The sequence below is a fragment of the Streptomyces sp. SID3212 genome, assembly GCF_009865405.1.
GTDB lineage: Bacteria > Actinomycetota > Actinomycetes > Streptomycetales > Streptomycetaceae > Streptomyces.
Genome location: NZ_WWJY01001261.1, coordinates 1 through 957, shown reverse-complemented (window position 1 = coordinate 957; position 957 = coordinate 1). Strand labels below are relative to the sequence as shown.

Here is a 957-nt window from a genome sequence, read left to right as displayed (position 1 = left end):
ACCGCCGTGGTCGACTGACCGAGCGGGCCGAGCACCAGGAACATCGCGGGCGTCAGCGCGAGCGGCAGCGGGCCGTACAGGGTCAGCCGGCCGACGATCAGCGGCAGCAGCGCGAGCGTGGCGAGCAGGCTCAGCCCGAACATCGCGTAACAGCCCAGCAGCAGCGCCTCCCGGCCCTGCCCGGCCGGCAGGTGCGGCACCAGCCCGGCCCCGGCCTCCGCCGCGACCAGGGGCGGGACCACCGCCAGCAGCCGGACCGGCGACATGTCCGCGAGGGTCGGCCGATGCCGTACGACCATCAGGTACGGGATCGTCACGGCGACCGCCAGGCCGAGCACCGTCCCCACGCCGAACAGCACCCCGTCCACGAGTACGGCGGTCCGCTGCCCGAGCACGTCACCTCCCACGGCGAGGGTCGCGCCGCCCACCGCCAGCAGCGCCATCGGCAGGCATCCGTAGAAAGGCGCCACCGCCGGGTCCAGGAGATCGGCGCGGGCCGCGTCGCGGTGGCGCGCCCAGCGTGTGGCGCGGGCGCTCAGCACGGCCACGAGCAGCACCGCCGACAGCGCCCACACCGCCGTGGCGGCGGTCCGCAGGCCCGGTATCCGCAGGGGGAGGGCGGCCCCGGCGCTCGCCACGACGGCCGTTCCCATGACGGTCGCGTACCAGGCAGGTCCGAGGTGCCGCAGGGCGGGAGCCTCGGCGACGGCAGGGAGACGTACGAGCGGATGGGCGAGGGTGGCCATGTCCTCACCCTGGGGCGGGGGCGGTGGTCCCACCAGCCCCTTTGTCCCTATGAGGTCATAAGCTGACCCTATGACCGACGTGGAAGGGCCGCCCGGCCGGCATTCCCTCGCGCACCGCGTGCCCGACCTCGCCGCGCTGGAGCTGCTGCTCGCCGTCGCCCGGCTGGGCAGCCTCGGCCGCGCCGCCCGGGAGACGGGCATCAGCCAGCCC

At 75.5% G+C, this 957-nt stretch carries 1 protein-coding gene and 1 pseudogene; one reads left to right on the top strand and one right to left on the bottom strand.

Annotation, left to right across the window (positions count from 1 at the left end):
- Positions 1–746, bottom strand: a pseudogene (locus tag GT042_RS37860) (C4-dicarboxylate ABC transporter); the annotation flags it as partial.
- Between the two features lie 70 nt (positions 747–816).
- Between GT042_RS37860 and GT042_RS37855 the strand changes: the two are divergent.
- The coding region (locus tag GT042_RS37855) for a LysR family transcriptional regulator (protein WP_161313197.1) at positions 817–957 on the top strand (141 nt) is incomplete at its 3' end.